The 23673-nt window shown below is 44.7% G+C and carries 23 protein-coding genes; 14 read left to right on the forward strand and 9 right to left on the reverse strand.

Going from position 1 to position 23673, the window contains the following annotated elements:
• Positions 1 to 273: 273 nt before the first annotated feature.
• Entirely contained in the window at positions 274 to 1377 is a 1104-nt protein-coding gene (locus OEX01_01330) for a site-2 protease family protein (GenBank protein MDH5447635.1), read from the forward strand.
• A 14-nt stretch (positions 1378 to 1391) separates the two neighbouring features.
• On the opposite strand, the gene ileS is transcribed toward OEX01_01330, so the two are convergent.
• The 4 genes from ileS to OEX01_01350 form a co-directional block, all read right to left on the reverse strand.
• Complete coding sequence (gene ileS, locus OEX01_01335; protein MDH5447636.1) at positions 1392 to 4421, reverse strand: isoleucine--tRNA ligase; 3030 nt, start codon at positions 4419 to 4421, stop codon at positions 1392 to 1394.
• 69 nt (positions 4422 to 4490) lie between these two features.
• Complete coding sequence (gene mvaD / locus OEX01_01340) at positions 4491 to 5456, reverse strand: diphosphomevalonate decarboxylase (GenBank protein MDH5447637.1); 966 nt, start codon at positions 5454 to 5456, stop codon at positions 4491 to 4493.
• Between the two features lie 23 nt (positions 5457 to 5479).
• The gene (locus OEX01_01345) at positions 5480 to 6307 is read right to left on the reverse strand and encodes a dihydroorotate dehydrogenase electron transfer subunit (GenBank protein ID MDH5447638.1); all 828 of its coding nucleotides are present in this window, start codon (positions 6305 to 6307) and stop codon (positions 5480 to 5482) included.
• On the reverse strand, positions 6282 to 7196 hold the full coding sequence (locus tag OEX01_01350) for a dihydroorotate dehydrogenase (protein MDH5447639.1): 915 nt from the start codon (positions 7194 to 7196) through the stop codon (positions 6282 to 6284). The genes OEX01_01345 and OEX01_01350 overlap by 26 nt, the downstream gene beginning before the upstream one ends.
• Before the next feature lie 61 nt (positions 7197 to 7257).
• Between OEX01_01350 and OEX01_01355 the strand changes: the two genes are divergently transcribed.
• From OEX01_01355 to OEX01_01365, 3 genes are all read left to right on the forward strand, one after another.
• On the forward strand, positions 7258 to 8523 hold the full coding sequence (locus OEX01_01355) for a C/D box methylation guide ribonucleoprotein complex aNOP56 subunit (protein ID MDH5447640.1): 1266 nt from the start codon (positions 7258 to 7260) through the stop codon (positions 8521 to 8523).
• Entirely contained in the window at positions 8507 to 9199 is a 693-nt protein-coding gene (locus tag OEX01_01360; GenBank protein ID MDH5447641.1) for a fibrillarin-like rRNA/tRNA 2'-O-methyltransferase, read from the forward strand. Before OEX01_01355 ends, OEX01_01360 begins: the two co-directional genes overlap by 17 nt.
• 105 nt (positions 9200 to 9304) lie before the next feature.
• On the forward strand, positions 9305 to 10237 hold the full coding sequence (locus tag OEX01_01365) for a helix-turn-helix domain-containing protein (GenBank protein ID MDH5447642.1): 933 nt from the start codon (positions 9305 to 9307) through the stop codon (positions 10235 to 10237).
• Here OEX01_01365 and rnhB read toward each other — a convergent pair whose 3' ends face one another.
• Positions 10238 to 10921, reverse strand: a complete 684-nt coding sequence (gene rnhB, locus OEX01_01370; protein ID MDH5447643.1) for a ribonuclease HII — start codon at positions 10919 to 10921, stop codon at positions 10238 to 10240.
• Positions 10922 to 10928: 7 nt separating this feature from the next.
• Positions 10929 to 11468: an NTPase gene (locus tag OEX01_01375; GenBank protein ID MDH5447644.1), complete on the reverse strand. Its 540-nt coding sequence runs from the start codon at positions 11466 to 11468 to the stop codon at positions 10929 to 10931.
• A 50-nt stretch (positions 11469 to 11518) separates the two neighbouring features.
• On the opposite strand from OEX01_01375, the gene OEX01_01380 reads away from it, so the two are divergent.
• The 5 genes from OEX01_01380 to rnz all read left to right on the forward strand — a co-directional run bounded on the left by OEX01_01380 (position 11519) and on the right by rnz (position 17045).
• Positions 11519 to 12739 carry a tRNA (guanine(10)-N(2))-dimethyltransferase gene (locus OEX01_01380; GenBank protein ID MDH5447645.1) on the forward strand — a complete coding sequence of 407 codons (1221 nt, stop codon included), beginning with the start codon at positions 11519 to 11521 and terminating at the stop codon, positions 12737 to 12739.
• A gap of 182 nt (positions 12740 to 12921) precedes the next feature.
• Positions 12922 to 14196 (forward strand): hydroxymethylglutaryl-CoA reductase, degradative, encoded by a 1275-nt coding sequence (locus OEX01_01385; GenBank protein ID MDH5447646.1) that lies wholly within the window; start codon positions 12922 to 12924, stop codon positions 14194 to 14196.
• Positions 14193 to 15062 (forward strand): ribose-phosphate diphosphokinase, encoded by an 870-nt coding sequence (prs, locus tag OEX01_01390; protein ID MDH5447647.1) that lies wholly within the window; start codon positions 14193 to 14195, stop codon positions 15060 to 15062. Before OEX01_01385 ends, prs begins: the two co-directional genes overlap by 4 nt.
• An 18-nt stretch (positions 15063 to 15080) precedes the next feature.
• Positions 15081 to 16118: a DNA methyltransferase gene (locus OEX01_01395; GenBank protein MDH5447648.1), complete on the forward strand. Its 1038-nt coding sequence runs from the start codon at positions 15081 to 15083 to the stop codon at positions 16116 to 16118.
• Entirely contained in the window at positions 16119 to 17045 is a 927-nt protein-coding gene (rnz, locus tag OEX01_01400) for a ribonuclease Z (protein ID MDH5447649.1), read from the forward strand.
• On the opposite strand, the gene OEX01_01405 is transcribed toward rnz, so the two are convergent.
• From OEX01_01405 to OEX01_01415, 3 genes are read right to left on the reverse strand one after another with little or no spacing between them, the layout of a single operon-like run.
• Positions 17038 to 17820: a sugar phosphate isomerase/epimerase gene (locus OEX01_01405; GenBank protein ID MDH5447650.1), complete on the reverse strand. Its 783-nt coding sequence runs from the start codon at positions 17818 to 17820 to the stop codon at positions 17038 to 17040. The genes rnz and OEX01_01405 overlap by 8 nt on opposite strands.
• A 42-nt stretch (positions 17821 to 17862) precedes the next feature.
• Positions 17863 to 18249 (reverse strand): hypothetical protein, encoded by a 387-nt coding sequence (locus tag OEX01_01410; protein ID MDH5447651.1) that lies wholly within the window; start codon positions 18247 to 18249, stop codon positions 17863 to 17865.
• The gene (locus tag OEX01_01415) at positions 18227 to 18814 is read right to left on the reverse strand and encodes an AAA family ATPase (GenBank protein ID MDH5447652.1); all 588 of its coding nucleotides are present in this window, start codon (positions 18812 to 18814) and stop codon (positions 18227 to 18229) included. Before OEX01_01415 ends, OEX01_01410 begins: the two co-directional genes overlap by 23 nt.
• Positions 18815 to 18904: 90 nt before the next feature.
• On the opposite strand from OEX01_01415, the gene thpR reads away from it, so the two are divergent.
• Genes thpR through OEX01_01440 form a run of 5 tightly spaced genes read left to right on the forward strand, consistent with a single transcriptional unit; the run spans position 18905 to position 23671 of the window.
• Positions 18905 to 19474 carry an RNA 2',3'-cyclic phosphodiesterase gene (gene thpR / locus OEX01_01420; GenBank protein ID MDH5447653.1) on the forward strand — a complete coding sequence of 190 codons (570 nt, stop codon included), beginning with the start codon at positions 18905 to 18907 and terminating at the stop codon, positions 19472 to 19474.
• A gap of 12 nt (positions 19475 to 19486) precedes the next feature.
• Positions 19487 to 20905: a CCA tRNA nucleotidyltransferase gene (gene cca / locus OEX01_01425; GenBank protein MDH5447654.1), complete on the forward strand. Its 1419-nt coding sequence runs from the start codon at positions 19487 to 19489 to the stop codon at positions 20903 to 20905.
• Positions 20893 to 21390 carry a GNAT family N-acetyltransferase gene (locus OEX01_01430; protein ID MDH5447655.1) on the forward strand — a complete coding sequence of 166 codons (498 nt, stop codon included), beginning with the start codon at positions 20893 to 20895 and terminating at the stop codon, positions 21388 to 21390. The genes cca and OEX01_01430 overlap by 13 nt, the downstream gene beginning before the upstream one ends.
• Before the next feature lie 8 nt (positions 21391 to 21398).
• The gene (locus OEX01_01435) at positions 21399 to 22253 is read left to right on the forward strand and encodes a F420-nonreducing hydrogenase (GenBank protein MDH5447656.1); all 855 of its coding nucleotides are present in this window, start codon (positions 21399 to 21401) and stop codon (positions 22251 to 22253) included.
• Complete coding sequence (locus OEX01_01440) at positions 22250 to 23671, forward strand: Ni/Fe hydrogenase subunit alpha (GenBank protein ID MDH5447657.1); 1422 nt, start codon at positions 22250 to 22252, stop codon at positions 23669 to 23671. The genes OEX01_01435 and OEX01_01440 overlap by 4 nt, the downstream gene beginning before the upstream one ends.
• The last annotated feature ends 2 nt before the right edge of the window (positions 23672 to 23673 follow it).

A 23673-nucleotide genomic window follows, 5' to 3' on the forward strand; every position in this document is an offset into this window, starting at 1 on the left:
TTAGTGAAAAACCAGAGAAAATCAAGAGAGACATCTTGGAAGAGTTATCTGAAGAATGCCAAACAATTCCATGATGCAAAAGGATCGAGAAAGTTGAAGTCACTGACCTCTAGAGAAAGGCCTCGAAGACACAGAATAAGAAGTTATATTGAGAGAGCGTTGTTAGACATTTTTTAGTAGTTCCAATTCTGAACATGAATACCGCCAAAGGAAAACCAATGCTTAAATTCCGTAATCGTCTAATACTCTAAAACAACAGAGTGGTCGACATCCATGAGCAAACCACCCTCTCCCTCTCCGGAACCGCCAACAGATTCCACCCTTGTTTATCAGTTTGACCAAGTTCAACCCTTAGTTTCTGCGGAGTTTGATGTAGAAGAGGCTTTGATAGATCATGGTGTCCCAACATTTTACTTGAGACTAAAACCAGACTCGAAACAAGCTTTTACTAGGCTCGTTAGAAGTTTGACTAATATAGGCTTTACACTTGTGCTAAGAGAGAAAAATGGAAGAAACGTGTTGAAGGTCGCGCCAAAACCGAAGACAAAGCCAAGCCGCCCAATAATCAATGTGGTACTCCTTTTACTAACCATTGTTACAGTTTTCACAACTGGTTATGTTCTCTCTCTTGATCTTGTCGAATATGGATTAGATCCGTGGATGGGAGCTGCTAGTTTCACGTTAGCATTGTTGGGAATATTGGGAGTTCATGAGATGAGTCACAAATTCGCCGCAAACCACCATGACATGGAGGCAACAATGCCATACTTCATTCCAGGGCCGCCTCCAATACCTGGGTTTTTATTAGGGATCGGGACGTTCGGTGCGGTTATTGTACAGAAAGAGACGGCGCCAAATAAAGATGCTTTGTTTGACATAGGTGCTAGCGGACCAATCGCTGGATTTATCGTGACAGTTTTTGTTTCTGCTATTGGCCTTGCAATGTCCCCTATAGAGCTTCTGACTGAGCCTCTGCCAGGAGGGCTTCCTATATCACCGCTCTTTTTGCTTCTTATGAATGTTATAGTAAAATCTCCGGGTCCAGGCAACTATGTTGTTTATTTGCACCCTGTGGCTTTTGCAGGTTGGATAGGAATGTTCATCACTTTGCTCAATTTGCTGCCTACTGGGATGCTTGATGGAGGTCACACCTTAAGAAGCATCATTAACAACGACTTTGCCCGCACCATTTTTACCTTAGTTTCAATTTTAATACTTCTATTCACAGGGCAGTTGCTGATGTTGGCTTTTGTTCTCTTCCTTTCCATGTATAAGCATCCAGGACCTTTGGATGATGTTTCAAAGCTTTCGACTTCAAGAAAACTGGTTGCTGTCTCGTTGATTGCGATATTTGCGCTCTGCCTGTTCATTTTCTAGAATAAAAGTGATTCTTAGGGTATGGCTACAAACACTTTCTTGTTGTCTAGCCTGTATTCATTCCATTCTGCTTCAAGTTTACTTCTGGCTCTCTGTAGATGCACCCTTTTCGTGCGAACCAGCTCTGCCATGGTTTTCAAGTGGGGTCTTAACAGTTTTGTGCTTTCAGCATCTAGTTCTGCTAGGTAAACCGCTTCTAAGACTTCTGTGGGCATAAACCCTAATTCTCTACGCAGTGCTTGAACACGTCGAGCCAGGTCACGCATCAAACCTTCTCCCAGTAACGCTTCGTCTCGGCGTGTATCGACTAATGTATGCATGTTGTTTTCTGAGGCTAAACTTCCGTTCTTACGCATTTCAAGGCTCATTTCTGCCAGCGTGTCGACATAATCGACAGCTTTTACGTTTGCAAGTTCAAGAAACAAGTCTTCAAGCTCTTTCACAGCATTTTGTGCGTTCTTCGATCCTGCCAACACCACTTTCTTCAGCGGCCATCGGCGCTTCAGTTTAACTTTCTGCCGTGCAGAGTATGTTAGGGAGACGTATTTGAGAAGTACGTCAAAGTTACGTTCCAGCTCCAAGTCTGCCAGTTTTTCATTTAGCGTTGGCCATTCCTCGAAGTTTACCGATTCCAGCAATGTTTTGTCTAGCTTTTTGTGAACCTGCTGGTACATGGCTTCGCATAGGAACGGCGTGATTGGGTTAAAGAGTAAATTCAAGGTTTTAAGTGTCTGCCAGAGAGTAGCGTATACTGTGAGCCTGCGGTTTCTGGTTTCTTGATCGTCGCTCCAAAGTTCATGTCTTACCATAGGAACATATTGGCGGCTTAGAAAATTAACAACAAACTCTTCCAAATCCGAGAGAGCAAAGTTGAATTCACAACTTTCAAACTTCTCAGTTACACGCTTTACGGTGCTTTGCAGTTTTGAAAGCAACCAACTGTCTGGTAGTTTTAAGGTATTGTTTACCTTTGCCCATTCTAATGTATGCTTTAGCGGGTCGAAACTGTCGTATTCCGCGTTTTGCATGAAGAAACGATATAGGTGGTAGAGGGTGCTGAGAACTTGATAAGGCCGCTTGCTAAGTTCTTTCACGTCGAAATTCATCGAGTCGATTGGTGAACATTTCCAAAGCATGTAGAAACGGAAGAGGTCAGCTGAGTATTTGCCAAGCACATCGTTGGCGTCGATGACGTTGCCGAGACTCTTACTCATTTTGCGTCCTTTCTCGTCTAAAGCGTGACCATAAAACAGAAATGCCTTATAGGGCGATTCTGCCTTTTCAGCCAATATAACATGCTCAAGCAACAACGTGTTTGCCCATCCACGTGTCTGATCTATGGCTTCCACAAGAAAGTCAGTCGGCACGTAACGTTCAAACTCTTCGTCAGTAAACCTTGCATAGGGCGCAGCGCCACTATTATGCCAAGTGTCCAGCACGAAAGGTTCACGGTGCATTTTGCCTCCGCACTTTTCGCATTTAAACACGATACGGTCTATCCATGGCTTGTGAAGCTCAAAATGACCTTTAGGACGCCCTAGAGCTTTCTCGAACAGCTCTTTTTTGCTCGACACTAGGACTTTGTGCTCGCATTGTGTACACTTCCAAACTGGTAGGGGAGTTCCCCAAACTCTTTCCCTTGAGAAGCACCATGGTTTACTTTCTCGGAGAAACGCCAAGAAGCGGTTTTTCGGGGGTCCATAATAATATCTGGCTTTCTCTGCAGCTCTAACTATTCTGTCATTTATTTTGTTTGTCCAAAGGTAGTACTCTCTTCTGGCAAACCACACGAGTTTGTGATGCGAACGCCAGCAAGTTGGATATTCATGGCGTATTCGCTTTACCGACACCAGTAAGTTCTTTTTTTGCAGCTTCTCTACAACCACATCATCTGCGTCTCTTGCAAACAAACCAGCGAACACACCTGCATCCTTAGTAAAGTTAACTTCGTCGTCAAAGGGAGCGAAGACGGGAACTTTGCGTTTCTGCGCAACAACGAAGTCCTCCTCACCGTTTCCGGGCGCCAGATGAACGACGCCTGTAGCAGCCGTTACATCCACAAAGTCTTCACAAACAACCATGTGCACAAAGGGGTGTTTATCAAGTTCTCGCTGTTTCGGAACAACGTCCAAAAATGGATACTCGTACTTCATTCCCTCCAACTCTTTACCCAAAACAGCGTCTATAACTGTATAATCTTGGATTTCAAGTTCTTGCATCGTAGGTTCTACACGCTGACTCACCATTATCCAAGTTTCGTCTTTCACCTTGACTTTGACGTATTCTGCATCTGGATGTACTGCTAACATCAAATCTGTAACTAACGTAAAGGGCATTGTGGTCCAGACGAGGAAATACTCGTTTTTTGTCTTTGCGACTCTGAACTTAAAGTAAAGCGAGGGGTCTTCAACCTCTTCGTAGCCCATGCCTACTTCAGCGTTGCTTAGCGAGGTTTGACAATGGGGACAGTAAGCCACAACGTAGTAGCCTTCGCCAAGTAATCCTTGCTCCCAAGCACGTTTGAGGTAATTCCATTCGCGCTCTATATACTCGTCTAAGTACGTCCAGTAGGCTTTTGTGTCGTTTATGAACACACCTGCTTTAACATCAGCGCCGTGCCAAGCATCATAATACTTCATTATAGCCTTCTTACACTCGGCTACGAATCGTTCTTCTCCCACCCGCTCCAGCAAATCTTTTTTGTTCTTTACACCTAATTGGCGTTCTACTTCCAACTCAACTGGCAACCCTTGGCAGTCCCAACCCGTCCAGAAAGGAACGTAAAAACCTTGCATTGACTTCCAGCGATAACGTAAATCCTTCATCACTCGCCCGCGAACGTGACCTACATGAGGGTATCCGTTTAGTGTCGGAGGGCCTTCCACATAACCCAAAAAGCCTTTATTCTTTTTCAGTCTCAGCTGTTCTAGTTTCTCTGCTGTATGGCTTTTTTCCCAGAATTCGCGGATTTTTTGTTCAAGTTCAAGCGGGCGATAGCCCATGGTGAGCCAGCGTTTAGAATCAGCTTCGAATTTGACGGTCACCTTTCATTAACACATCCCGCCAAACACAGAAAACACCATACCAGCATATAACTTTTTTGAATCACTCTTTCAGAAAAGATGCCTATCAGTCAGCTTCGGCTTGCCTCCGACCCCGCTGATAATCACATCTGAAAACCCCAGTTCAACAAGCCTGTCAGCAACAGCAGAGATGTGCCTTTGAAACGTGTTAACAAAGACTGATGGCCCAGTATCGATGGAATACCAGCATTCTACGCCACTGTTTCGCAGCTTGTTCACTTCACGTATTAATCGAATTGTATCTGGCTCCCATAAAACCAAGTGTGATTTACCAGTCATAGTAATCGCATGAAGATTAAGCGTGTCTTCCTCGGCAATCCGACCAATTGTGGCAGTGTCACCCTTCATTATGGCTGATTTCATCGTCTCTATCAAACGGTCTATGTTTACGAGCCTTGCCTGGAAGAGTGGGGAGCTAACTACCTCAGCGTGGGCTTCGTCTGTCTTCATCTTGGAATGAATGGGTACGATGATCATCGAGAAGCTTGGGTTGTCTGGCGAGGATAGTTGTTCAGCGTAAGAGTGCCCATTCTTGTCTGCGTACCATAACGCGAAGCCTCCTGCAAGACTTCTTGTGGCTGAACCGGCACCCAATCTTACAATTTCTGAAAGTGAGACGTAATCGAGGTCCAGACTTAATGCTTTACTTGCTGCTGCTCCAAGAGCTGCAAACCCAGACGCTGAAAAGCCTAAACCTTTCCCAGTCTTGATACTGTTTCGGGAAACTATCTTAAAAAACCCTAGATATTCTGCCAACTTTTTCAACTTGTCTAAAACGATTCCAACTCTTTTCTTATCTTGGCCAGTCACCCATTTTTCATTAATCACAATGATGTTTCCCTTAAGAGAGCTGTTGACTTCTACTGTTGTTATGGTGTATAAAGCGTCGATGCACACTGAAATGCTGTCGTGAAAGGGAATTCGTTGCTTAGGATTCTTTAAGCCATGATATTTAACCAGTCCTTGAATGGGGTGGGCGATTGCTGTTGCTCTCATAAGCCAAACCTTTGCTATAAGCCTTAAACTGGTATTTTCCTGCCGTTAAAATCTCTTTTGAAGCGCCCAAACTCGTCTTTAACTTCCTGAAGTTGTTTGTTCGTAAAGACGGGGCCGTCAACGCATACTCGATATTTGCCAATGGTGCAGCTGCCGCACAAGCCTATAGCACAACGCATAAGCCTCTCCATACTTTCCTGTAACGGTGTTTCATGTTTCTCGGCTAACATGAAAATCTTGAAAAGCATCAGCTCCTTTCCACAGGCATAAATCATATCAAACTTCTTCTCAGCCAAGGTCTTTTCAGCCAACTCGGTTACAACACCTTTATAGCCGTGACTTCCATCCTCGGTTGAGGCAATTATTCTGGCTTCTGTTTTTGAAAGCATGCTGTCTATCTTAGACAAGAAAATCAACTCTTCTTTTGTTTTTGCTCCTAATAGAAAAGTCATTCCAGTCTTCGATTTAACTAATTTCTCTGCAAGAAAAATCAACGGTGCAATTCCAGTCCCGCCACCCACAAGGAGAACATTACCCTTAACAAGTTTGAAACTGTTACCGAAAGGACCTCGAACGCCAACAATATCCCCTTTCTCTTTTCGGTGTAAAAGCATTGTAGCTTCACCAATGTCGGCCACTGTCATCGATGCCAAACCGTTGGGATGGGTTGAAGAAATACTCATGGGGATTTCGTCAAAGCTTGGAAGCCAAACCATAATAAACTGGCCTGGCTTGCCTTGAGAGCAGAGTTTGTCATTGAAGAAGAACGTTTTAACCATTGGGCTTTCTTTAACTATTTTCTTGATTCTAACTGTTCTTAGAAAATTAGTTTCGGTGAGACAGGCCGACAATTTCTTTCACGCTTCCAAACTTTTTCTTTTTCAAGAAGGCTTCAATTCCATAAGTTACTTGCTTAAACACGCTTAATCCCTTTGTGGCTATTGCAGTTCCTATTTGAACTGCAGAGGCACCTGCTTGCATGAATTCTACGGCGTCTTTCCACGTATCTATCCCCCCACACCCGATAATCGGAATTTTCACGACATCGTAAATTTCATATACACATCTTACTGCTATAGGCTTTATTGCAGAGCCAGACAAGCCGCCCATCTTGTTTCCGAGGATTGGTTTAGCTGTCTCTATGTCTATGACCATGGCTTTTACTGTGTTTATGGCGGTTATGGCGTCGGCTCCCGCTTTTTCTGCGGCTTTAGCTAATTCTGCAATGTTAGCAACGTTTGGTGTCAATTTGACGAAAACTGGTTTTTCAACGCTTCTCTTAACCTCTCTCACAACTTCTTCAACTAGTTTCGGGTCTTGTCCAATTTCAGCTCCAGTCCTCTCAGCGTGAGGACATGAGACATTTAGCTCCAGCCCCTCTGCGCCCGTTTTCAAGGCTTTTTTCGCTGTCATTGTGAATTCCTGTGGCGAATAGGCGTAGATGCTCACAATCATCGGAACTTTAATTCCTTTTATATGTTGCATCTCTTGAGCAAAATGCTCAATGCCGGGGTTGGGGAGACCCATGGCATTAACTAGTCCTCCTTCAACTTGAGCTACTGTAGGGTTTGTGTAGCCGCTGCGAGGCTTCAAGCCTAGAGATTTTGTGACGACTGCGCCGGCGCCTGCCTCTGCTACCCGTTTCAGCGTCAACCTTGACATGCCTAATATTCCAGCTGCAAGCATCGTTGGGTTAGCTAGCTTCAAACGCGCAATTTCTACCAGTAAACGATTAGTCATGTGGAATACTCCATTTTCAGTAAAGGTTATTCACTAGCAGAGATAAAGTTTAGGAAAGGCTTTGATTGATGGCATCTATGGTGAGGATAAAAGCATGAAGGCAACTATTATAGTATCTTTAATAGGCGTTTTAGGTTTCGGCGAAGACGTTCAACTGGTTGATAAAATCTTGTTTAGGAAAGACTCCAAGCTCATAGCCGAAAAACTAAACTTGATTGATGCTGGAAAAGCAATTGACGAAGTAACTTCCTTAGTTCAGCGACTTAAGAAAAAAGGCTTTACTGCTTTTGTTTTTGAGAATGCTATAATTGCAAGAACTGTAGAGGAAAAACTGAAAGTGGAAGTTAGTGTTGCTCACCCCTCTTTACAAGGTGAAATTTTACGCAAAAACATGGAGAAATTCGCCATAGAAGTTGGATTTGTTAAGCAACCACAAAAACTGCGAAAGCTGACTCGTGAAGTTTCTGTAGAACTTACTCGATTAAGAGTGAAAAAGGCAGGAGAAAAAAGAGACTTGATGGTTGCTCAAGCCATACTAAGCATTGACGACTTGGATAAAACTACTAATTTGTTCATGGGTCGAATACGGGAATGGTATGGCCTGCATTTCCCTGAACTCGACCGCATGATAGAAAAACATGAAACCTATGCAAGACTCGTCTTAAGCCTTGGAAAACGACTGAACTTCATTGTAGAAAATCTGAATAGAGAAGGCTTACCTGCAAACAAGGCTGTGCAAATTGCAGAAGCTGTAGAAAACTCCATGGGAGCAGAACTAGCCGACATAGATATTGAACGGATACAAAGTCTCTGCAAACAAACATTAGAACTCTACAGCTTGCGACAAGCTCTGCAAAGCTATGCAGATTCAACAGTGGAAGAGGTGGCGCCCAATGTCCAAGCCCTAGTAGGCTCTCTGCTAGCGGCTCGTCTTATAGCATTAGCTGGAGGAATAACTAACCTTGCAAAAATGCCTGCAAGCACAATCCAAGTTCTAGGTGCAGAAAAAGCCCTCTTCAGAGCCTTGAAAACGGGAACGCGACCGCCAAAACACGGGATCATATTTCAAGACGCCCTAATCCATGACGCAAAAAAATGGCAAAGAGGAAAAATGTCAAGAGCATTAGCGGGAAAACTAGCCATAGCAGCCAGAACCGACGCCTTCAGCAACAGATACATCGGCGACTCCCTGAAAGCAGCCTTGGAAAAACGAGTTGTTGAGATCAAAGAGAAATACCAAAAACCACCATCACCCAAAGAACGTAAAAAGAAAAATAAGTTTCAACCCCTCCATAAAAGGAGAAAGAAACGTGGCCGCAGACGTTAAACCACACTCAAAATTCTCTGGAATCTACTGGATCACATTAGAAGACGGCACACGGAGATTGGCTACTGAAAATTTGATTCCAAGAAGGAACGTCTATGGCGAACGTTTAATCTCCTTCAAAGGCATCGAATATAGGCTCTGGGATCCTTTCCGTAGTAAACTTGCAGCAGCTATCTTGAAAGGATTAACAACAGTGCCCATACAACAAGATAATAAGGTTTTGTATCTAGGAGCAGCCTCAGGAACGACAGCCAGCCACGTTTCAGACATGGTGGGAGAAAAAGGGCATGTCTACTGTGTGGAATTTGCGGCACGTGCCATGCGCGAATTAATAAACAACGTATGCGCTTTTCGCTCCAACATGACACCGATACTGGAAGACGCAAGAATGCCGGAGAAATATGCGATGTTTGTAGAGAAAGTGGACGACATTTATTGCGACATAGCGCAGCCCGAACAAGCAAAAGTTTTGGCTGACAACGCAGAGCTTTTCTTAAAGGAGAACGGATGGACCATGCTGGCGGTTAAGTCACAAAGCATCGACGTCACCAAAAAACCAGTCGAAGTGTACAGGCAAGAAGTAAATATACTGAAAAGCCGTGGTTTCGCTATAAAGGAATTTGTACAACTTGAACCATACGAAAAAGCACATGCGATGATTGTATCAAAAATCTAAACTGCAAACCCCATCCGTATCTGATTCTAACATTTGAATTTACAAGTATGTTTATATTCAACCTTTACGTATTGATTTGTGACGTCGGGGGAGGAGATGGACAGGGTGGAAATTCTGGACAACGCTGAATCCCTTTTCGAAAGAGCAGGCTTCTACCTCTCGCAAAGATGTTGTGTACGACCGAGCTGTTTTGACTTTGTAGCGCGAAAAGAAAAACAACTTGCCTTCGTCAAAGTCCACCCTAATATTGGGAATGTGTATGCAAAAGACGCAGATGGACTCATGACTATGGCTAGGTTTTTCTCTGGAGCGTCACTTTTCGTTTGCAAAAAAACTCGAAGCAAACCGTTAGAAAACGATACAGTATATTCAAGATATAATGTGGGTGCAGTTACTATTAAAACTCTCGAAGATGCTCTTCTCAAAGGAGTAGGACCGCTGATTGAAGCGGGTCCGGGAGGATACTATGCAAGACTGGATGGGACAGCAATTAGAAAGAAGAGGCTGAAGAAGGGGCTGTCTATAGGTAAAATGGCGGAGATTATGGGCGTTTCACGGAGAACGCTTTATGGTTATGAACGAGAAATGACAAAAGCTTCTGTTTCAACGGCTTATAAGCTTGAGTGGGTCTTGGGCATGCCTGTTGTGAAGTCCATTGACATTTTTCAATATCCAGAAAAAACTGAAGGCTTTTTTGCCGCTGCAAAACGCATAATTAGTGAAAGCCGCTTTCTTCAGTTTGTCATTAGGAAGCTGCTTCGGTTTAACTTTACAGTTTTTCAAATAGGGCGGGCTCCTTTTGATTTTGTTGCAAAAACTCCGGAAAACGACATTAGTCTTTTAGGGTCAATTGTCTACGAGAAAGAGCAGAATTTCGAGGTTAGAACTGAAGAGATTGCGAGTATTAGCAAAATGGTAGAGGCACAGCCTATATTTATTACGGGCAGTAAAAAAGTTTCCGCTGACAATGTTCCTCTCATTCACCGTGAAGATTTTGAAAAAATTAAGACCCCTGAAGATTTGATGGCTAAGCTTTAATCATGTTTTATGTAGCTGGGTTTGTTTCATTTTTGCGTCTGTTTTAGCAGTTTTTGCGGGCTTCCAAGAGCGACGTACAAAATCTGGGTATGCACCATATTTTTTCACTAAAGTTTCAAGGAAAGCCATGGTTTTAGGGTTTGCCATGTAGCCGCTTCCAAAGTCACCATGTTGAGCTTTTAGTTCGTCTATGCTGCGGTCTCTTTCAACTTTGGCGATTATGGAAGCAGCAGAGACCACTGGGTAGTTTTTGTCTGCTTTATGTTCTGATACCACTTGCACTTGAAAAGAGAGGCACTCTGTGATGTGCTGTTTGTAGCGGTCGGGTAAGACGTCAGAAGCGTCGACGATTGCAATGTCAGGTCTAAGCGCCTCGATTACTTTTGCCATGGTTTTGGCTTCTAGACGGTTAAGCTTGTGTAGCTTTCTTCGACTGTTGACTGCTCTGTCGATTTCAGATGGAGAAAGCTTGATGACGTATGTGTCTATGGCAACCTGTTCAATTTCTTTGGCTAGTTGTTCCCGTCGGTGACGTGACAAAAGTTTGCTGTCTTTCACTCCAAGCTCAAAAAGTTTAGGCTCGCTTCTTTCATCTATTAAAACTCCTGCAATAACTAGGGGACCGATAACACAGCCGCGGCCTGCTTCATCTACGCCTAATATTTGCATATAGACCGTCTTCACACAGTCTTTATCTACTAAACTTAATAATTTTATCAACAATCAAAGTTGGAAGCTGGTCTCTATTTTCTTGAGTAACTTCAATTATGTCCGCGTCATTTCTTGACTTGATTTGTTTAACAAGATGATGTTGGGCGTGGTAATGAATTGTACCAAGCACTGGTTTAGAGCTGTTAATTGCTTTTTGCCCTGCCTCCTTGAAAGCTTGGGAGAATAACTCCATGGGGCCAATTTCGTCAATCAGCACTATGTCTGCGTCTTTTAGGGCGTTCAGTATGGATGTGGCACCTATCGAGTTAAGGCTGTCAAGGTTGACTCGATATTTGCCGATTCGAGGACCTACGGGTTGACGAGTGTGTGCGAGCCATCCTTTTCTGCCCGATGCGTAGTCGCGGATTTCGAAGCCTACTCGAATGCCTCTTTCTAGAATTTCTTGACTGGTCATGCCGCCTAGTTTGTAGCCTTTTGCTCTTAGTTTCTCTACGGCTCTAAGCAATACAGTTGTTTTTCCTGTTCTTGGAGGACCAGTTATGAATGTGAGTCGTTTCATCTTGTTTTCATCATATGTTTGTGAATTGTTTTTAAGTGTTGGAGACTAACGTGTTTTCTGGTCGAGTGACGAGGTTGAGTTTTTCTTTTCCTACAGAGGCTGTTGTTGAGGGCATGGTTGAGGTTGTTGTGCCAAGGCTTGCGGCATTTGTGGAGAAGCCCTCAGATTATGCGCCTTCGAAAGCGCCTGTGTTTTACAATCCTGTAATGGAGCTGAATCGTGATTTGGCGGTTTTAGCATTGCAGGCTTTTCAACGACTTATTGGACGCGAGTTGACTGTTTGTGAGCCATTGGCTGGCTGCGGGATTCGGGGGATAAGGTTGGCAAGTGAAGTTGATAGCGTGGGAAAGGTAGTTGTTAACGACATTAATGGTGAAGCCAGTCGATTGGCGAAGTTTAACGTTGAGAAGAACAGGTTGGTGGGCAAGGTTGATGTGGAGAATGAGGACGCCAATTTTTTGCTTAGTCGTTTTGCAGCACCTAGAAAACGATTTGACTACGTTGACATTGATCCTTTTGGCTCGCCGATGCCCTTTGTAGACTCCGCGTTGAGAGCCATGCGAAGAGGTGGGTTGTTAGCGTTAACCGCTACCGACTTAGCTCCTTTGTGCGGCGTACATCCTAAAGCCTGCGTGCGAAAGTATGGTGGAAGACCGTTGCGAACTGAGTATTGTCACGAGTTGGCTGTGCGTCTGTTGGCTGGGGCTTTGGCAAAGACTGCGGCTAAATATGATGTTGGCGTTAAAGTTATGTTTAGTCACAGCTCGGAGCATTACATTAGGCTTTACGCTGCGGCTGACTATGGAGCCAAAAAAGCAGATGACAGCCTCAAGAACATGGGTTATATCACTCATTGCTTTGCCTGCTTTCACAGAGAAGCATCAGCTGGAATGTTCCATTGCAAGAAAGAGATGTGCCTAGAATGTGGCAACAAGATGAGCATCGCAGGCCCCCTCTGGATAGGCAAAATCGTCAACGAAGATTTTGTTGCTTATATGGAAAGAGAAGCAAAGATTAAAGATTTTAGGCAGAAAAAGAAGATTCGTAGACTTTTGGCTCTAACGAGAGAAGAGACAAATGCGCCTATCACATATTATATGGTGGACAAGATTTGTGACAAACTTGGTTTACCTGTCCCATCAATAAAAAGAGTAGTTGCAGAGCTAGAGAAGGCAGGGCACAAAGTAGTTTTAACTCATTTTAAAACCCACGGACTCAAAACAGATGCGTCAGCTAGGGTAGTCAAAGAAACAATTATTAAGATATGTTGAGCTGCATCTTTAGTTAATGCATCTAGTACTTGGGGCTTTGTTTCTCCTTATTTTCTTCCATTATCCCTTTAATTTCTGTCCGAACCACAAAGACACTTTTTCCCCTTCAATTTGAGTTTTCTTTGTTTGAGTTAAGTTCTTATGCCTTTTCAACCGTTAGGTAGCTTTTGAAGTGTCAAACAATGAGTAAAACTTCCACGTTCACAGGCTTCTACAAGCTACCGATAGAAGAACGCCTTCGAGTAGTTAAAGAATTTGCCAACTTAACAGACGACGAAATAAATTTGCTCAAGAACACTGGTGCACTGCCTCTAGAGTTTGCCGACCGCATGATAGAAAACGTCGTCGGCGCCTTCCCTGTTCCCCTAGGCATAGCTGTCAACTTTCTCATCAACAAACGAGACTACCTTATCCCCATGGCAATAGAGGAACCCTCCGTCGTAGCGGCGGCAAGCTACGCCGCAAAAATGGCACGCGAAAGCGGAGGATTCCACACTAGCAGCACATCACCTATTATGATAGGTCAAATCCAAGCGGTAGGCATTAAAGACCCACACCGCGCTCGCATGGCAGTCTACACTTACAAAGAAGAGATTCTCGAAAAAGCCAACGAACAAGACCCGGTTCTCGTCTCTGTAGGCGGCGGGGCTAAAGATTTAGACGCAAAAATAATCCACACTCCAACTGGTCCTATGCTCATAACTGAGCTTCACGTTGACTGCCGAGACGCTATGGGCGCCAACGCGGTTAACACCATGGCAGAAGCGGTTGCTCCAATGATAGAAAGGGTAACCGGCGGCCGTGTCTACCTACGCATCATCAGCAACCTCGCCACTAAACGCTTGGCTCGAGCGCACGCAACTTTTCCCAAAGAAGCGGTGGGCGGAGAAGAGATTGTAGACGGCATAGTTCAGGCTTACCAATTCGCAGCCGCAGACCCCTACCGCGCAGCGACGCACAACAAAGGCATTCTCAACGGCGCAATTGCTGTTGTCATCGCCACATGCAACGACCACCGCGCCATAGAAGCAGGTGCCCACGCTTATGCCGCCCGTACAGGCCATTACACAGCGCTATCGTCATGGGAAAAAGGCAAAGATGGAGACTTAGTGGGTTCGCTTGAAATGCCTATGGCAATTGGCACAATCGGAGGCGCCGTGCGCACCCACCCAATCGCCAAAATCGCACTCAAAATTCTAGGCGTAAAATCAGCTAACGAACTCGCTGAAGTCATAACCGCAGTGGGCTTGGCTCAAAACCTAGGCGCCCTCCGCGCTCTGACACATGAAGGCATCCAACGAGGCCACATGCGACTGCACGCCCGAAACATAGCAATCGCAGCAGGCGCCACCGATAAACTCGTTGACATCGTAAGCGAACAAATGGTAAAGGAACGCAAAATACGCATGGACAGAGCCAAAGAAATCCTTGAACAGTACCGGAAGACCAACCTATGATAATCCTGCCTGGTCCGGCAAGCAAAGACTTAGCGAACAGTCTTGCCACGGAGTTGAAAGCTAGACTAGTTCCTGTTTTTTTCAAGAAATTTCCAGATGGTGAAAGCTACATACGCATTGACGGCGACGTACAAGAAGAAGACGTTGTAATCGTTCAAACCACGAGTCCACCTCAAGATGCACGAATGATGCAGCTCTTTTTGTTGGCATCCGCAGCCAAAAATCAAGACGCCAAAAGAATCAGGGCGGTGGTGCCCTACTTTGCGTACAGTCGCCAAGACAAAGTGTTCCTCCCTGGCGAAGCTTTCAGCGCTAAGACTGTCGTTGGCGTACTCAAAACATGCGGAGTCACTCAAATAATCACTGTTAACGCTCATAACTCCGCGGCTTTAGAAGGCTTCACCGTTCCCGTGAAAGACCTTTCAGCCATTCCCCTGTTGGCGGAATATTTCAGAGACCAAGGCTTTAAGGGTGCGGTCTCGCTATCAATGGGCAAGAAAGGCTTAGCCACAGCGAAAGAAGCTGCCGACGTGCTCAAGGGCGGATATGATTACGTTCTAACTCGAAGAGACCGCCACACGGGAAAAGTCAGCATCGAAGAGAAACCTCTTGAAGTGAAAGGCAAAGTTGCGATTTTCTTCGATGACATAATAAGCAGCGGCGGAACAATGATGAAAGCAGTTGCCCACGCAAAGAATCAAGGAGCAACAAAAGTGTATGCTGCTTGTGTGCATCCTATCTTAATAGCCAACGCTAAGGAAAAAATAATACAAAGCGGAGCTGACGAAGTTGTGGGCACCGACAGCGTTCCAAGCCCTGTAAGCGGCGTTTCCGTGGCGCCCATAATTGCTGAGGCTCTGATCTAGTAAGGAGCCTAAACATTGGTGCCCAAGCTTTTCTTTCTTCTCTCAGGCGAGCATAAAACCCTGCCATTCGCAGAACTTAAAGCAATTCTGGAAACTGAAGATATACCTTATAAAGAGTTGCAAACGTTATCACAGGTTCTGCGGCTGAACACAACTGTTGATGCAGTTGAACCTGTTAGAGGAAGAGCTGCATTGACGCGAATTTGTTGTCAAGAACTATTCTATTGTCAAGCTTCTTTTGCAGAAATCGTGAGAGCTATGCAGTCTGTCTCGCTAGATAATTTTCTTCAGCAAAGTGAAAGCTTTGTTGTGCGTGTTCGACGGGTGGGCGAGGCGGCGCGAAATTTGATCAGTATGGATTTAGAACGGAAACTCGGCGAGCTCGTCTTAAACAAGGTCAAGGGGGCAAAGGTTAACATTAAACAGCCAAAGAAAACTTTCTTCGGAACATTAACCGATAGCAGCTTTCTTTTCGGGTTGAAACTTGCAGAAATTGCACCCACTCCTTTCATGCAGAGGCGCCCCAGGAAACGTCCCTTTTTCCACCCTTCAGCAATGCCAGCGAAGTTGGCGAGGTGCATGGTCAATTTAGCCATGCCTAAAAGGGGTGATTTAGTTCTAGACCCTTTCTGCGGCACGGGCAGTTTTCTTATAGAAGCTGGTTTGTTGGGTTGTCGGGTGTTGGGTTTTGATGCTAAGAGGCGTATGGTTAGGGGGAGCTCGCGGAATCTGAGGTTCTTTAATGTAGAATTTGAGGGTTTAGGGGTTGCTGACGCTAAGCATTTGCCGTTAATGAAATTTGACTGTATAGTTACAGATCCGCCGTATGGTCGTTCAGCGTCTACATTGGGATATACGACTAGGCAGATTATTCAGGATTTCCTAGTAATGTCCGGTGATAGGGTGGCGAAAGGACAACGTATTTGCACAGCAGCTCCAAAAACGGTTCACATAAGTGAGATAGCTGAAACCTTAGGTTTTAAACATGTTCAGTCCCACTTCGTTTATGTACACCGAAGTCTCACTAGAGAAATTGTAGTGTTGGAGAAAGCGTAGATGAGTCTGCAAGTGATTTTTCTCGGAACGGCTGGCAGCATACCCACATCTAAGCGATCGTTGCCAGCTGTCGCAATCCGGAGAAAGGGCGAGTTAATTCTCTTCGACTGTGGCGAGGGGGTTCAACGGCAAATGGTAAAGGCGGGTTTGGGCTTTAACAGGAAAATGAAGGTGTTAATAACTCACATGCACGGCGACCACATGCTTGGCTTACCTGGCATGATCCAGACAATGTCGTTGCTAGGCCGTACAAGGAAGTTGGAAATTTACGGACCAGTGGGCTTGGAAGACTTCGTTAAAGTTATTGAAAAGACTGTGCAGTTTGCTCTTACGTTTCCTCTTGAGATAGCTGAGATTGAAGGTGAAGGGCTTATCTCTGAAGAGAAAGAGTATGAGGTATATGCAGCATGTGCAAGCCATGTGACTCCCGCATTTGCTTACAACCTTGTTGAAAAGCCGCGTCTAGGCAAGTTCTATCCAGAAAAAGCCAAAGCATTAGGCATTCCTGAAGGAGTACTGTGGTCGAAGCTTCAGCATGGGTCAGCCGTAAAGTTGCCAAACGGAAAAGTTGTCGAACCTGAGAAAGTGGTTGATCCAAAAAGACCGGGAAGGAAAATCGTCTATACTGGAGACAGTAGGTCTTCAAAGTCTCTTGTGGAGTTGGCTAAAAATGCCGATCTGCTTATCCACGACTGCACATTTGATGATGAACTTGCAGAAAGAGCCGAGGAAGATGGGCATTCTACACCGAGCCAAGCAGCGAAAACAGCAAAAAAAGCAAAGGCAAAACGGCTAATTTTAACGCATATCAGCGCACGTTATAAAAAGCCCGATCTGTTGTTAAACCAAGCTAGGAAAGGCTTTTCAAATGTTGATGTGGCTGAAGACTTTATGAAGATTGATTTGCCACTACTTGATGTCAAGTGAAAAGTTTTTGCAGCGTTGCTATGCTTTCTTTTATGTTGTAGTAGGATTCCACCATTACAATTCCTTCAAACCTCATCTTTTTGATGTCTGCTGCGAATTGTTGCCAATTCACAGCGCCACTGTCAACTCCTAGGTGCAAGTCTCGTTTTCCATCGTTGTCGTGTGCGTGGACATGAACAATCTTCTCGCCGAAAGCTTCTATAAAAGCGTGGGTTTGACCGTTTATGTTCGAGTGCCCCACATCTAATACTAAGCCTATGTCTTCGCCAAGCTTGTTAAAAAAAAGGGAAAACTGCTCAACATTTGCCACCAAGAACCCAAACTGCTCAGGAACGTTTTCAATTGCAATCTTCACCCCATGTTTTCTAGACAGTTTAAGTAGTTTCTGCACCGATTCAATGTTTGTTTTCCAGTCCACGCCGGGATAAAAACCACTTATACCTGTCCGCAAACCTGGATGGAACACCATGAGGCAACATTCAAGTTGTCGTGTAAAAGTCATAGACTTTTCGAGTCGTTTAAGAAAGAAATTACGCATGTCTTCTGCTGGTGCGGCAATGTTGATGTTTGCGAAGGGTGCATGCAACGTATATGCTAAGCCTTGTGATTCACCGATTTCTTTAAGCTTCTTCACCCGCTCTTGGTCGAGTCTGTGCCAGCCATCGTCAATCAATTCCACATAGTTTACTGTAACCTCTTGCAGTCTCTGGCAAAGGCTGGAAAACGGTTCGCCTAAACAATGCAGCATAGACAAGCCGATGTCAGCTTTAGCCATAATGGGTGTCTCACTACTAGATAAGTGTCACACCTTTCCGTTTTATACGGTTCTGGGTGCAAGCCAATCAATAAGTTTCACTGGGTTATTGCATTTGATCTTAACTTTTATCGGTCCAAGAGGGCTTTCTGCAACTGGGTCACAGAAGGACACATGCCCCGCGTAGGCAACTTGTTTGTTCAAACAGAACGAAATAGTGTTCTCCTTTAAGCCCTGAAACAAGACGCCTCGTGCGGCATCTCGAATGCGTTCTCTGCGTAGAAGATAGCCAAACTTGGACAAACCTTCCACATCTTTAGCTCGGGCTAAGAGCAAGCAGCCTCTACGCTGAGGCTTCTCTTCAAGTGGTAAACCGCCAAAAATGTTTTCTACAGCCTGTCGAACTTTTGCCACATCTTCAGTAGGATTAACTTCCACTTTTACTTGCACGCTTACTTCGTCCACTTTTAGTCACGTTCTCCAAAAACTTTACCACTTCTCTTTTAAGCTCCGCTCTTTTTCCTTCATTCACTATCATCACATCCGCAGAAGCAATAACGCTGCCAAGCCCAATATGAAGCTCTCGCCAATCCCGCTCCAAAAAAGTTTCCCAACAGGCGGGATCATCGCTCCGTTTACGTCTAAAGAGCCTTTTGAACCTTGTTTCAGGCGAGGAGTGAATGGCTAGGAGTTTGAACCTTGAAAAACGCTTTTTGAATTCGTCTGCTTCGTATATGCTGCGAATGCCATCAATAATGACAACTTTGTTCTTCATTTTTTCAATCTTAGGGACGCAGCGTTTCGCCACTACTGCAGGTCCGCCTTCTTGACGCAGTTTCAGCATCACTTTACCCACATTTTCGGGCGTCGGCTCTAAATTTCGACGTTTAGTTTCTTTCCTCACCTCATCACCCATGACAACAATACCGCAGCCCATCTTCTTAGCAACTTCAACTACTGTTGCTTTTCCAGAGCCCGGCATTCCTGCAACTCCAACAACAACTTTGTTCTTCATAATTTATACGCCCACTGTCCTAGCTTCATCTTTTAGGTTAAAAGTTCTTATAAATGGTTTATACTGAAACTATGAGAGGAAGGACTTAAGATGCCAGAACCCATTCGAAGCTTTATTGCTTTTGACATTACCAGCGAAGAAATTTTGAAGCGCTTATCTGAAGCCCAAGAAAAGCTTGTAAAAACTGGCGCAGACTTCAAATTGGTCAAACCGGAAAACATCCACATTACGATGCGATTTCTAGGAAATATACAGCCAAACATGGTTGACAGAATCCACAGCGAAATGGAAAAAGTGGCTTTTACGCCCTTCGACGTGGAGATTCGAGGAATAGGTGCTTTTCCAAATCTTAAATATACCCGTGTTGTTTGGGCAGGCATCCAAAAAGGCGCCGAGAAGCTTGAAGACATCTTTAACCAGTTGGAGCCCCGTCTTCAAGAGTTGGGGTTTAGGCCTGATAAGAAGGGTTTCAGTCTTCACATTACAATTGCAAGAATAAGAACGGGCCGTAACAAGGCGGAGCTTATTCGTTGTGTAAACGAGTTAACAAGCTATGAGTTTGGAATTTTGAAAGTTAACTGTTTGAAACTTAAGAAAAGCGTCTTAACGCCTAAAGGTCCTATATACTCTACCTTGAAAGAGGTTTGCCGAGAGAAGTAAAAGGCGTCTCTAATGGTCTCAAAACTTGAAAGACTGCTGTCAAAGGTTTTGAAGAAGACTACACCTAGTCTTGAAGAGAAAAAACACATTCTTGCATTGGCAAAGGAGCTTAAGCAGAAAGTCGAAGCGGCTGCCCAGAAAGCTAGGGTAGACGTGGAAGTGCATGTTGAAGGCTCAATTGCAAAAAACACTTGGTTAAGGGAATCGCCAGACATTGACATTTTCATGCGGGTTCCACCAACCGTGCCACGGAAAGCTTTTGGCACCCTGTATTTAGACATTGCAAAAGAAGCGACAGCAGGTGCTGAGCAAATTGAGCGCTTCGCAGAACATCCCTATCTAGAAGCGATATTAGACGAGACTCGAATCAACATCGTTCCATGTTATCGAGTAGAAAAAGGTAAATGGAAAAGTGCCGCCGACCGCACTCCCTTTCACACAGACTACATGAAACCCTTATTGAATGAGAAACTTTGCGGCGAAATTCGCTTGTTGAAACGGTTCATGACGGGCATTGGTGTTTATGGGGCTGAAATTAAGGTAGGCGGCTTCAGCGGATACCTCTGCGAACTCCTCGTACTCTTTTACGACTCCTTTCTTCAAGTCTTGAAGGCTGCAAGCAACTGGAAGCCTCGACCACTCATTGATCTCGAAGGTTATTATGAAGAGCGAGAACGCGAATTGAAACTAATCTTTGAGGAGCCTTTAGTTATAGTTGACCCCGTTGACAAAGGAAGAAACGTCGCTTCAGCGGTAAGGCAAGAACGACTAGACGAATTTGTTGCTGCGTCAAGAGCCCTTCTAGACAAGCCAAGCACAGAGTTTTTTTATCCTTCAGAAACAAAGCCCTTTAACTCCGAAGAGCTGTTGCAGGCGGTGAGAAACCGTGGCTCAAGTCTCGTGTTTATACGGTTGGGGCGGGTGAAGACGGTTCCTGACATTCTTTGGGGACAGCTTTACAAATCTCAAAGGTCGCTTCGAAAACTTGTCAAACGGTATGACTTTAGAGTTATTCGTGATGCTGTGTGGAGTGATGAAAAAAGCCTGAATGTATTTCTTTTGGAAGTGGAGCATCGTTGTCTGCCACCTTTGAAAAAGCATCTTGGGCCACCTTTAGAGAAGAAGAATGAATGTGAACGGTTTCTTCAAAAGCACACTGGTTCACTACGAACGTTATCTGGACCTCGAATAGAAGAAAAACGATGGGTAGTGGAAATAACGCGGGAATATACGAATGTAGTTGAATTGTTGGGGGATAAGTTGAAGGATGGAGGAAGAAATGCTGGCATTGCAGAACTCGTTTCCCAAGCAGTTGCAAAGGACCTGAAGATTCTGGTTAATGAAGAAATTCTTTCATTGTATTCACACAATCAAAAGTTCGCGAAATTCTTAACCGAGTATCTTAAGGGAAAACCGAAATGGCTGACTTGAGAAAAGTGGGAGTAGTAATTAGAGAATACTTGTCTAACGACTTTTCCCGAGTTAGAGAACTGATACTGAAAGCAGAAAACTTCGGCGAACCCTTCCTAGAAACTGAGCTACTGAACATCAAGAAAAACACTTCACTAGGCTTAGGCAAAGTCTTCGTTGCAATGTTGAAAGACCAAGTCATCGGCTACATTTCACTAGGCAGAAGAATTTTTGCGTTGATGGTAGATTCTATTATTGTCGACCGAAACTATCAAAGAAAAGGCGTGGGCAAAAAGCTTATTGAGAAAGCAAAAGAGTATGCAAAGTCACAAGGTTTTCATGTACTCCGTACGGACACCGGAACTTTCATGGACTACGCCATCAAGTTTTACCTTGCCTGCGGTTTTGAGCCATGCGGCTATGTGCAACACGACTTTGGCTTGGGTTCAAAGCAGCTACACTTCTACATAGATCTAACGACGGAAAAGGGAGACTGTTCTGCTTGAAAGTCTGCATGCTTTCTCTCACATGTTGCGCTGGCTGTTTCTTGTCTTTTCTAAGCGGCGGCGAAGATCTCTACAACTTTTTAACAAAAGATATTGAAGTTATATATTCACCAACCTTCGTAGACACGAAGGAAATTCCAAGGGTTGATTTGGCAATTGTTGAAGGAGGAGTTAAAACAGAGGCAGACGAGGAGCTGTTGCGAGAGATAAGAGCGAAATCCACCACACTCGTTGCCTTGGGCATATGTGCCACCCACGGCGGCGTAACAAGCCTCGGCAACCGCATGTCCTTAAAGAAGTTTCTCGAGCAAAAATTTCCAAAAACTCAATCCAAGTTTCTTCCAGCTTTGAAAGACATGATGTATCCCATTTGCACTTTTGTTGATGTCGACTACTATGTGCCAGGCTGTCCTCCGATGCCTGATCGTATCATAAAAACTTTGAGAAGTGTCGTTAAAGGTGAAAAACCCGAACGAGTCAAAGAAGTGGTCTGCTTAGAATGTCCCAGAAAGATACTCCCAGTAAAGCCGGGAAGGCTTTACGGGACTTACGAAAAGGAGGCAGACCTGAACATTTGTCTCCTAAGTCAAGGTTTCATCTGTTTAGGCTCTTTAACGCGTCGAGGCTGTGGTGCCCCATGTCCCAGAGCCGGGTTTACCTGTTTTGGCTGTCGTGGTCCTCCAGACCCACTGCTCTACCGGTCTAGAGATTTGTTTGAACTCTTAGTAAACGTCACTTCAAAGAGGACGGGAATTCCGGCTGAGGATGTTAGGACGGAGTTGTATGCTAATCCCTTCGTTTTTCACGCATTCATCTTCTCAAAGACCTTAGAACGGTTCAAGGCTAAGGAGAGAGTTATATGACCGAAACACCGCGGCAGATAACGATTACACCTACGACGCGTATTGAAGGCCATGGCAAGGTCACTATCTTGCTTGACAAGTTTGGCAACGTGTCTGACGCCCATTTTCACGCCACCGAGATTAGAGGTTTTGAACAATTTCTACGAGGGATGGAATCCGACCGTTTACCCTTTATAATCTCGCGAATTTGCGGGGTTTGCTCCACAGCCCACATCATGGCATCTGTCAAAGCCATAGAAGACGCCTATCAAGCCGAAATTCCTGAAACCGCCCAAAAAATTCGAGAACTGCTGTTAATGGCTCAAGTGATAACAAACCATTCCCTCGTCTTTTTTTTCCTAACACTCCCCGACTTCTGGTTCAAAGAGGAAGAAAACCCACAGAAGAGAAACATTTTTCAAATCATGCGGGAAGACCCGGAAATCGGCAAGAAAGCGTTAGATCTCAAGATGTTCGGCACTCGCCTTCTCACAACTGTAGGCGGCAGACACATTCACATAGTCTCAGTTATCCCCGGAGGTGTCATCCGACCCCTCACTGAAAGTCAAAGAATCCAACTGCTCAAAGAAGCTAAAAACAACGTGGCATTGGCGCAAGAAGCCTTAGCCTTGGGAAAAAACTTGTTTCAAGAGAAATGGGACGAGTTTAGACGAGTTGCAGTCACAAAAACCAATTACATGGGTCTCACCAAGAACGGAAATCTTAACTTTTACGAAGGAAAAGTCCGCGTGAAGGATGCTGAGGGAAAAACTGTCGCTGAGTTTCTGCCGAAGGATTACATAGATTATGTGGATGAAAAAGCATTAGAGTGGACGTATGCAAAGTTTGCCTATCTAAAGAAGCAAGGATGGCCGCAAGGCATAGTAAAAGTCAGCTCCACCGCGAGAATGAACATTATCGACAACGTTAACACTCCTCTTGCAAGACAAGAATTTCTTGAATTCAAGAAAACATACGGAACGCCAGCGCATGAAACCTTGCTGTTCGACTATGCTAGACTAATTGAGCTACTTCACGCCTGTGAAAAAGCGCAAGAGCTACTTGAGGACAAGACTATTACGAAGCCTAAGTTGAGGGTGACGCTTTCAACCAGAGAAGCAGCTGGAGTTGGTTTAGTCGAAGCCCCAAGAGGTACACTTTTGCATCGTTACTCCTTAGACAAAGATGGAAGATTGAAGGACATACGCCTCATTATTCCCACACAAGTCAATAACGCAGCTATTAACGTGAGTGTAAAGAGCGCCGCAGAGAAGTTTATCAAAAGGGCTGAGATAAAGCCAGGGCTTCTTAACAAGATTGAGATGGTTATTAGGGCTTATGATCCTTGTATAAAATGTGCCTCCAGAACTGTTGAGAGTGGCAGTTGGCTGCGGGTTGAAGTTAGGGACAGTTGCGGTGAGCTTTTGAAGGTTTTGTAGTC

It is taken from the genome of Candidatus Bathyarchaeota archaeon, from assembly GCA_029882535.1.
Classification (GTDB): domain Archaea; phylum Thermoproteota; class Bathyarchaeia; order Bathyarchaeales; family SOJC01; genus JAOUKM01.